Origin of the sequence: Kitasatospora sp. MAP5-34, assembly GCF_029894335.1 — a bacterium.
Taxonomy (GTDB): domain Bacteria; phylum Actinomycetota; class Actinomycetes; order Streptomycetales; family Streptomycetaceae; genus Kitasatospora.
In genome coordinates, this window is record NZ_JARXZC010000078.1 from 1 (window position 1) to 7,717 (window position 7,717).

8 protein-coding genes are annotated in these 7,717 nt (G+C 72.4%); all 8 read right to left on the reverse strand.

All coding sequences use genetic code 11. The features are described 5' to 3' along the window. Positions 1 to 633: 633 nt before the first annotated feature. The 8 genes from P3T29_RS32115 to P3T29_RS32150 all read right to left on the reverse strand — a co-directional run bounded on the left by P3T29_RS32115 (position 634) and on the right by P3T29_RS32150 (position 7,615). Positions 634 to 3,537 carry a tetratricopeptide repeat protein gene (locus tag P3T29_RS32115; RefSeq protein WP_280720213.1) on the reverse strand — a complete coding sequence of 968 codons (2,904 nt, stop codon included), beginning with the start codon at positions 3,535 to 3,537 and terminating at the stop codon, positions 634 to 636. Next, a complete protein-coding gene (locus P3T29_RS32120; RefSeq protein WP_280720214.1) occupies positions 3,534 to 3,965 on the reverse strand; it encodes a pilus assembly protein TadG-related protein in 432 nt (143 codons plus the stop codon). Before P3T29_RS32120 ends, P3T29_RS32115 begins: the two co-directional genes overlap by 4 nt. Next, a complete protein-coding gene (locus tag P3T29_RS32125; RefSeq protein ID WP_280720215.1) occupies positions 3,962 to 4,393 on the reverse strand; it encodes a TadE/TadG family type IV pilus assembly protein in 432 nt (143 codons plus the stop codon). The genes P3T29_RS32120 and P3T29_RS32125 overlap by 4 nt, the downstream gene beginning before the upstream one ends. 33 nt (positions 4,394 to 4,426) lie before the next feature. Next, the gene (locus P3T29_RS32130) at positions 4,427 to 4,831 is read right to left on the reverse strand and encodes a TadE/TadG family type IV pilus assembly protein (protein ID WP_280720216.1); all 405 of its coding nucleotides are present in this window, start codon (positions 4,829 to 4,831) and stop codon (positions 4,427 to 4,429) included. 11 nt (positions 4,832 to 4,842) lie between these two features. Next, positions 4,843 to 5,064, reverse strand: a complete 222-nt coding sequence (locus tag P3T29_RS32135; protein ID WP_280720217.1) for a hypothetical protein — start codon at positions 5,062 to 5,064, stop codon at positions 4,843 to 4,845. Between the two features lie 66 nt (positions 5,065 to 5,130). Continuing rightward, the gene (locus P3T29_RS32140; protein ID WP_280720218.1) at positions 5,131 to 6,015 is read right to left on the reverse strand and encodes a type II secretion system F family protein; all 885 of its coding nucleotides are present in this window, start codon (positions 6,013 to 6,015) and stop codon (positions 5,131 to 5,133) included. Then, on the reverse strand, positions 6,015 to 6,884 hold the full coding sequence (locus P3T29_RS32145; RefSeq protein ID WP_280720219.1) for a type II secretion system F family protein: 870 nt from the start codon (positions 6,882 to 6,884) through the stop codon (positions 6,015 to 6,017). Before P3T29_RS32145 ends, P3T29_RS32140 begins: the two co-directional genes overlap by 1 nt. Then, positions 6,881 to 7,615 carry a CpaF/VirB11 family protein gene (locus P3T29_RS32150; protein WP_348532884.1) on the reverse strand — a complete coding sequence of 245 codons (735 nt, stop codon included), beginning with the start codon at positions 7,613 to 7,615 and terminating at the stop codon, positions 6,881 to 6,883. Before P3T29_RS32150 ends, P3T29_RS32145 begins: the two co-directional genes overlap by 4 nt. Between the last annotated feature and the right edge of the window lie 102 nt (positions 7,616 to 7,717).

Genomic DNA, 7,717 nt, shown 5'->3' on the forward strand with positions numbered 1-7,717 from the left:
GCGGCGGCCCCGGGCGGCGGCCCCGGGCGGCGGCCCCGGGCGGCGGCCCCGGGCGGCGGCCCCGGGCGGCGGCCCCGGGCGGCGGCCCCGGGCGGGCGCTACCCCACCGCTGCGCGGGGGCACCGCGCCCGCCGGGGCCGGCAAGGCAGCGAGAGGAGAGCGGGAGACGAGGCCGGAAGAAGAGGAGAGGGCTGGGTGATAGGGAGCTGTGAAAGCGAGAACAAGGTCGGGCCGGAGGGCCGGGCGTACGGGCCGGGCCGTCAGGCGCGGGAAGACCGGTGGTACCTACCACCGGGTATTGAGTCTGGCCTCGCCGCGCACCCCCAATCGGGCGCTGACCTGCCGGTATGGCACAGGACGGGGTGTCCTACCTGAGGGAGGACACCTGGATGGACGCCCAAGGAACGACACCCGAGGATCGACACCCCATCGGCCAGGGGGTCCGGAACAGTCCGGGCGACTGGACAGGTGGGCACACTCGCTCAGGCCAGCCGAAGCCCGGAGCTCCCGGTCGTGGCGCCGCCATTGACGGGCCGGGGGCTTGGCGCAGGCTCGGTGAGACTGCCGCCGACGGTCAGGCCGCGAGCACGGCGGCAGCCGTGCGTCCATTCATCGCTTGGTTCGGGTGCCCGGTCAAGGCCGGGTCTGGTGGTTCGGCGCGGCCGGGTTGGGGCGCTGAGGGGTAGGCCTGCCGAGGATGGGGCGGGTCGTTGCGGGGTTCGGGTTAAGGAGGTCCTGGAAGGCCCGGGTGGTGGTGGCGGTGGGGCGTTCGTCGATCTCCGTGAGTTTGCGGTGCAGGCGTTCCTGGGTGCGGCGGACGGCTTCGGGGCGGCCCAGTGCGGTGTGCAGGCGGGCGAGGCGGAGGTGGAGCTGTTCGTTGTAGGGGTCGTGCTCAAGTGCGCGTTCCAGCAGGCCGACGGCCTCTTCGGGGTCTTCGGCGCCGGTGGCGAGTGTGCCCAGGGCGTTGAGGGCGCGGCGGCGGGCGTCCTCGCGCGGGGCGGTGAGCCAGGCGCGGTCCAGGCCCTCGCACAGCTCTCCGTGGTAGAGCTCGGCGGTTCGTCGGTGAGCCGCGAGGCGCTCGGCCGGGTCCGTGGCGGCGGCGCGCCGCGCCGCGTCGTGGAAGCCGTCGAGATCGATCTCGACGAGCGCGGGGTCCAGGCGCCAGAGTCCGCCGGCGTGCAGGAAGACGCTCAGGGACGTGGTCGCACCGAGCGCTGTGCGCAGGGCTCCGCGCACGCTCTTCTTGGCGGTGTGGAAGGCCTCGGTCCCGCTGCTGCCCGGGTCCTTCTCGGGCCAGATGGCCTCGAGGATGGCGTCCTTGGTGGAGCCGGCGGGGTGGCTGGCGAGGTAGGCGAGAAGCTCGCCGGAGTAGCCGGCGAGTCCGCGGGTGACCACCTGCCCCTGAACTGTGATGGTGAGCGGGCCCAGCAGGCTCACGCACACCGGGCGCGGCGCGGCGAGGGTAGCGACCGCTCCCCCGCTGCGGGCCACCGTCGCCTCCTGTGTCCGACCAGATTCCCCCAGACCGTCCGGCCGCAGGGCGGAGACCAAGAGCGGCGCTGGCTGAGCGAGTACAGACTCGCCGACAAGCTCACTTTTTTCCGAATTCTCCCAAGCCGCCTCTCCCTCTGCTTCCAGCAGAGGATTTTCATCACCTTGGAAGTCATCAGAAACCCCACTCAAGATGGGGGGAAGGACCTGAACGGCGAGTGGGCCACTCTCGCCTTTTTCAGTACTCGGCCGCGCTGGAGAGGCTGGATAAATTGTCAGCGAAGTGTCGTCTGGTAGCCCTTCATCGCATTCCGGGATGAGGCTGAGCAGGATATCGGCACTGCTCACGGGAAGATGGAAGATACGCAGGCGGTCGCCCGGCGGTGTGCCGTGGGCGGTGGCGTTGCCGTTCGCCTCGACGCGGTAGGTGAGCCCGTCTGTGTGAGTGGGCATCGTGTCGGTGAGCAGGAGCGCGGCGAGGCCGTGTGTGCGGCCGGCTTTGAGGAGCGCGCTCAGGCGCTGGTGGTGGCGCGGGTCGTGGCGGGCGAGCAGGACCAGGGGCTCGGGCGGCTGCCGGTCCGCCGCCGGCGGGGCGTCCTGGTGGCGGGCGCGGCGCAGGAGTTCTTCCTCCAGTACGCCGAGGGCCTCCTCCAGGTCGGCGGCCAGGCGGCAGGGTGCGAGCTGGCGGCCGGTGAGGCCTGGTGCCAGGCGGGTGGCCTCGGTGCGGGGCAGGAGCAGGCGGGCTCGGATGGGGGTGGTCAGGGCGGTGGCGAGCAGGGCTCGGGCCGCCTCGTCTGCGCCGGGCCCGACCAGGGTCAGCCTGGGATGCTGCTGGCCCGCCAGAAGGTCGAGCAGTCCTTGCTGCTGGGCGCCGCGGACGGCGAGGGGGAGGTCATTGTGCGGGGTGCCGGGTTCGGCGGGGCCGGTGCTCGCGGCCGGGTGGAGGCGGGTGATGCCGCGCAGGGCTGCCACCAGCGGGGTCTCTTCGGGCCGTGGCTGGTGCTGGCTGGAGGGATCGCCGGGGCGGTAGTCGCGTCGGCGGCGCAGGGTGCGGCGTACGGCGGCGGCGCTCAGGGCTGCGGCCACCGCCAGGGCAAGGTATCCGGCGTCGCGGGGAAGCTGGATTCCCGGATCGGACGTCTCCTGCGGCGTGGCGGCGGGAGTGGGCTCGGCTGTGGGGCGGGAGCCGCTCGTAGGTGGGACGGCCTCAGCGCTGGGGGCGGCCGTCAACGGTACGGGTCTGGGCGCGGGAGCCGGAGTCACCGTCGAAGTAGCGGGTGGCCGGTCCGGGGTGGCGGGGGGTGCCGGGGTGGTGGTGCTCTGCTGCGGGTGTGCGGCGGGGAGGAGCATGGTCCAGCCGGGGTAGATCCGGTCCGGGTCGCTCAGGTGCCTGCCGTCGGGCTGCGGCAGCAGCTTGTTGAGTTCGTAGATCTCCTCCCAGCGCAGGGGGTTGTCCAGGTGGCGGTCGGCGAGGTCCCAGAGGGTGTCACCGGGCCGCACCGTGCACGTGCCGGTCGACTGGGTGCGGCTGATAGCCGGGGTGCGCACGGCGTTGTGGGTGCGTGGTGCGGTGGCCTGGGGGACGGCCGGGGCGGTGGCCGCGATAGGTGAGCTCCACCCGGCCAGGGTCATGGTGGCGCGGTGCGCGGGTGTGCTGCGCAGGCTGGTGGCGATGGCCAGGACGATCGCGCCGACCAGCAGTCCGGCAATCGTCCGGCGAGCGGTGAACGCGACCGCGTCCGGGCCGGCCTCGCTCAGCAACGCTCCGAAGTGGACGACGTGCCAGCCGAGTTCCCGCAGCGTCTGCAGCAGCAGATAGGCCCACAGCGCCCAGCAGAGGCAGTACAGGAGTTGCAGGAGGAGTACCTCGGACAGCGGGTTGCTCGCCCAGGTGGTGATCTCGTCCAGGCTGGGCAGGTGCTGGGGGCGGAACATCTGGGCGTAGTGCAGGAGGGCGTATGGCAGTCCCGCGAGCAGCGCGGCCAGCAGGGCGGCAGCGCCCGCGGCGCGCAGGAGTCGTCTGAGGCGTTCAAGGGCGGAGGTCATGGGGTGTCGGCCTCTTCGGCGTGCGCGGTGGCGGTGGCGGTGACGTTGATGGTGGTGATGCCGAGGAGGGTGAGGAGTTGGGTGTGCTGGGTGCGGTGGACGGTGACGGTCGTGCTGTCGGCGGTGGCATTCGCCTCGCCGGTGGCTCCCGTGGCACGGAGGTAGGCGAGGGCGGCGCGTTCGGCGTCGGCGGCGCGGAGGGCGAGTTGATGGTCTTCGCGTAGGTGTTTCAGGTCGAGGTGGCGGGCGCCGTCGCGGGCGGCTTCCTGGGCTTCGCCGTACGCGCGGACCTTGGCGGCCAGGGCCAGGCCGCCGTCCACGGTCAGGCCAAGCACGGCGAGCAGGCCCATCACGACGATGACGGTGAACGCCGTCACCGAGCCCTCGTCCGGGCCACGGAGCCCCAGGGGCTGGGGGTTCGGGTTCACTCCGGCTCCCCCGCACGGTAGCTCTCCAGCGGGGAGGTGAAGGTCTCTGTGACGGTGTGGTCGCCCGGCCACGGGACGGCGGTGAGGTCGGCGAGGGAGGCGGTGCACGCGAGGGTGACGCTGACCTGCCCTCCGGGGTGGAAGGCGGCGGTGTCGGCGGTGACCGACAGCTGAGGGCATGCCAACCCGGCGCCGTCGAGCGCACTGCGAGCGGCCCGCTGGGCGGCCTGACTGGCGGCGGCGGGTGTGCGGGCCAGAGAGGCGGCGCGGGCCGCCTGGTGGGCCGCGTCCGCGACATCGAGGCGGGCCGACACAAGCCGCCCGGTGCCGACAGCGAGGAGGAGCAGGGTCAGCAGCAGCGGCGCGATGAGGGCCATCTCGGCGGCCACCGAGCCCTCGTCGCCGCGACGCTTCGGGCGGTCGGGCACGTGGTCACCTCCGTTCGCGGATCGGCGGGATGGTCAGTGGTCGGGTTCGGTGAGGTGTTCGACGCGGCCGGTCGCGTGCGCGCTGACGTGCAGGTCGAGGAACGGGAGGACCTTCACGACGCCGCCGCTGACCTCGACGCTCGCCGCGGTGGCGCTGCGGCGTACCGTCAGCTGCGGGCCGGTCAGCGTCGCCGAGCCCACCGCTGCGAGCAGTGCCTGGCCGTCCGCTTGCCCGTCCTGGGCCGTGGCCCGCTCGGCGCGGGCGGTGGCCAGGGCGCGGGAGGCGGCGGCCTGGGCGATGTGGTGGGCGTGGACGGCCAGCGCGAACTGCACGATCGCCAGCAACAGGAGCAGCAGCAGCGGGGTGGCGATGGCGAGTTCGGCGCTGGCCGCTCCCCGGTCCCGGTCTGCGGATGCAGGTCGTCGAAGGTGCGGCATGCGGACGTGTCCTAGAAGTTGAGGGCGTTGGCCTTGTCGAGGACCTTCGAGGCGATGATGCCGAGCGCTGCGATGCCGCAGCCGACGAGCAGTGCCGTGATGATGACCGTTTCGGTGGTGTAGCCGCCATCGGGACTGGCCCTGCGCTTGACGCGGACGTCCGCGAGATGAGCGGTGAACCGGCATCGGACGATGTGGACGACGGCGCGGACCTGGGTGAGGGCGGGGCGCATCAGCAGAGGCTCCTTAACTAGAGGTAGGTGGAAGGGACTGTGGGGGTGTGGGGGCTCGGGGCGGGGTCAGAGGCCGGAGAGGGCGTGGGCGAGGGCTGGGTAGCCAATGAACAGGAGGAAGCCGGCGAAGAGGGTGACCACCGGCAGGCTCATGCGTTCGGTGGCGGAGGCGGCTTCGGCTTCCGCCTCGGCCAGCAGGTGTGCGCGCAGCGTGGCGGCCTTGCTGGTCAGTGATGCTTTGACCTTGGCGCCTTCGTGGCCTGCCAGTGCGGTGGTGGCGGCGAGTTCGGTCAGTTCCGGCACCGCGAGGCGCTCCCCGAGTTCGCCCAGCGGCATCCAGGGCGGGGTGCGGGTGACTTCCGCCTGTCCCAGGGCCCGGCGGAACGCGGTGAATGCCGGGCCCTGGCCCGCGCCCGCCGCATCCGTGAGCGCCTGCTCCACACCGGCGCCGCCGGACAGGGCGACGACCGTCAGGTCCAGGAACGTGGACAGGGCGTGGCGGACCTCGGCCCGATACCGGGCGGCCCGCTGACGTAGCGACAAATCAGGAGCAGCGAACAGCAGGGCGGACAGGGCAGCCGAGGCCCAGGCGGGTAGGGCCAGGGCGACGTCGAGGCCTGCCATGGTGGCGAGTGCGGTGATCATCCAGGGGATGAGGAGTCCGGCCAGTGCGGCACTCGCTTTCTCCGCCAGGTGCCGCTCGACGGGGATCGCCAGGGTGCGCAGGTCGGTGGCGGTCTTCTTCCCGGGCAGGTGGCAGCGCACCAGCAGCGGGACGCACCGCGCGCCGAGGCGGGCCGACCAGGCCCCAACGTCCGTGCTGCGCACTGGAGGCTTCGACGCGGGTGTGGGTGTGATTGCGTGGGTGAGGGCGGGGACGAGTGGGTGCCAGCCGAGCCAGCACCACCAGGCGCCCGCGCCGAACCCGGCCCCGATCAGCAGGTAGACCATCAGGTGGGCTCCGTCCCCGGGGTGGCGAGCAGGCGGGCGGGTTCGGCGAAGGTGGCGATGCGGCGCAGCCAGCTGAACGAGGCCGCGAAGAGGAGTCCGACCATCAGGAGGACGAGTTGTCCGGTGGCGGTGTCGAAGGGTTGCAGGTAGGGGCGGTTGAGGACGATCAGGCCCAGGGCCATGGCGAGGGTGGTGGCGACGATGATGCGGACGGAGGTGCGGATGCGGGCGCGGGTGGCTGTGGTGCGGGTGCGCATCAGGGCCTGTTCGCGTGCCGAAGCTGCGAGGCCTGCGAGGAGGTCGCCGAGTCGTCCGGCTTGGCGGCCGGAGGCGCTGATGAGTGCGAGGACGACCAGGTCGCCGAGCGGGTCCGCGAGTTCGTGCGCGAGTTCTCGGAGGGCGTCGGGCAGGTGTTGGCCCCGTGCGATGCGCTCCGCGCACGCGGTGATCTGCGGGCGTACGGCGTGCGGGGCGGTTTTGGCGGTGGCGAGCAGGGCCTGTTCCAGGCCGGCGGCAGCGGCGAGGGTGTCGCGCAGCTGCTCGGTCCAGGTGGCGATGCCCTCGATCCGGGCGATCGCCTGCTCATGGGCCCTGTCCCGTCCGAGCAGGCCGGGTAGAGACCACGTGGCGAGGGCAGCGAGCGGTCCGGCGAGTGGCCAGCCGGTCGCGGCCAGGGCCAGCAGTGCGGCCAGGACGGCCCCGGCGAGCCGCCGACCGGGGCGAGCCGGGCGGTGCTCGCGCCACCACCTGACGAGCCGGCCCTCTTGACGGTCCGTCGTTTCGGTAGGCCGCAGGCCAGTGTGGAGGAGCCAGGCTCCCGAGCCGAATCCGGCACCCAGCACCAGGACGGTCAGCAGTGGGGCGCTCATGATGACGACCACCCGCCCGCCATCGCGGGTGGCTGGTAGCCGACCGCCGCAAGGTCCTCCAGCGTCGAGGCGCGCAGGGGGGCGGCGGGCCGTGCCCGGCGGTCGGATCCGGGGCGGTAGACCTCATTGGAGACGATCTGGCCGCCGTCGGCGTCGATGATCTCGCGGACGGAGGAGACGGCCCGGCGCCCGGAGGTGTCGCGGGTGAGGTGGATGACGAAGTGGACGGCGGAGGCAACCAGCAGGTTGGTGGCCTCCAGGCTGAGCCGCTCGGGCGCCTGGACGGCGTAGGCGGCGAGCTTGGTGAACACCCCGCGCGAGGTGGAGGCGTGGATCGTCGAAAGGGAGCCGTCGTTGCCCTGCGACATGGCGTTGCACATCGGCACGACCTCCGCGCCCCGGATCTCGCCGACGATGACCCGGTCGGGGGCCATGCGCAGGCCCCAGCGCACCAGTTCGGCCTGGTCGATCGCGCCCTCGCCCTCGATGTTCGCCTCGCGGGCCTGCATCGGCACGACATCGGGATGCAGGCCGTCCAGGTGCAGGCCGAGTTCGAAGGTGTCCTCGATCGTCACCAACCGCTCGCTGGCTGGGATCTCGGAGGCCAGAGCGCGCAGCAGCGTTGTCTTGCCGACGTCCGTTCCCCCGGCGACGATGATGTTCTTGCGCGCCAGTACCAGTGCTCGCAGCAGGGCCTCCAGGTCCTCGTCGAACGCCCCCAGGCGCCGCAACTGCGGCTGAGGGGCCCCGAGGTTTCCGGACAGAGACCCAATAGAATCTCTGTTCAAAGGAAACGAGGTAGCAGTGGCACCACCCAGCAAGTACTCGCCTGA

Coding starts and splice junctions, on each gene's coding strand:
- P3T29_RS32115 (WP_280720213.1), bottom strand. CDS start 3,537: ATGACCTCCGCCCTTGAACGCCTCAGACGACTCCTGCGCGCCGCGGGC.
- P3T29_RS32130 (WP_280720216.1), bottom strand. CDS start 4,831: ATGCCGCACCTTCGACGACCTGCATCCGCAGACCGGGACCGGGGAGCG.
- P3T29_RS32135 (WP_280720217.1), bottom strand. CDS start 5,064: ATGCGCCCCGCCCTCACCCAGGTCCGCGCCGTCGTCCACATCGTCCGA.
- P3T29_RS32140 (WP_280720218.1), bottom strand. CDS start 6,015: ATGGTCTACCTGCTGATCGGGGCCGGGTTCGGCGCGGGCGCCTGGTGG.
- P3T29_RS32145 (WP_280720219.1), bottom strand. CDS start 6,884: ATGAGCGCCCCACTGCTGACCGTCCTGGTGCTGGGTGCCGGATTCGGC.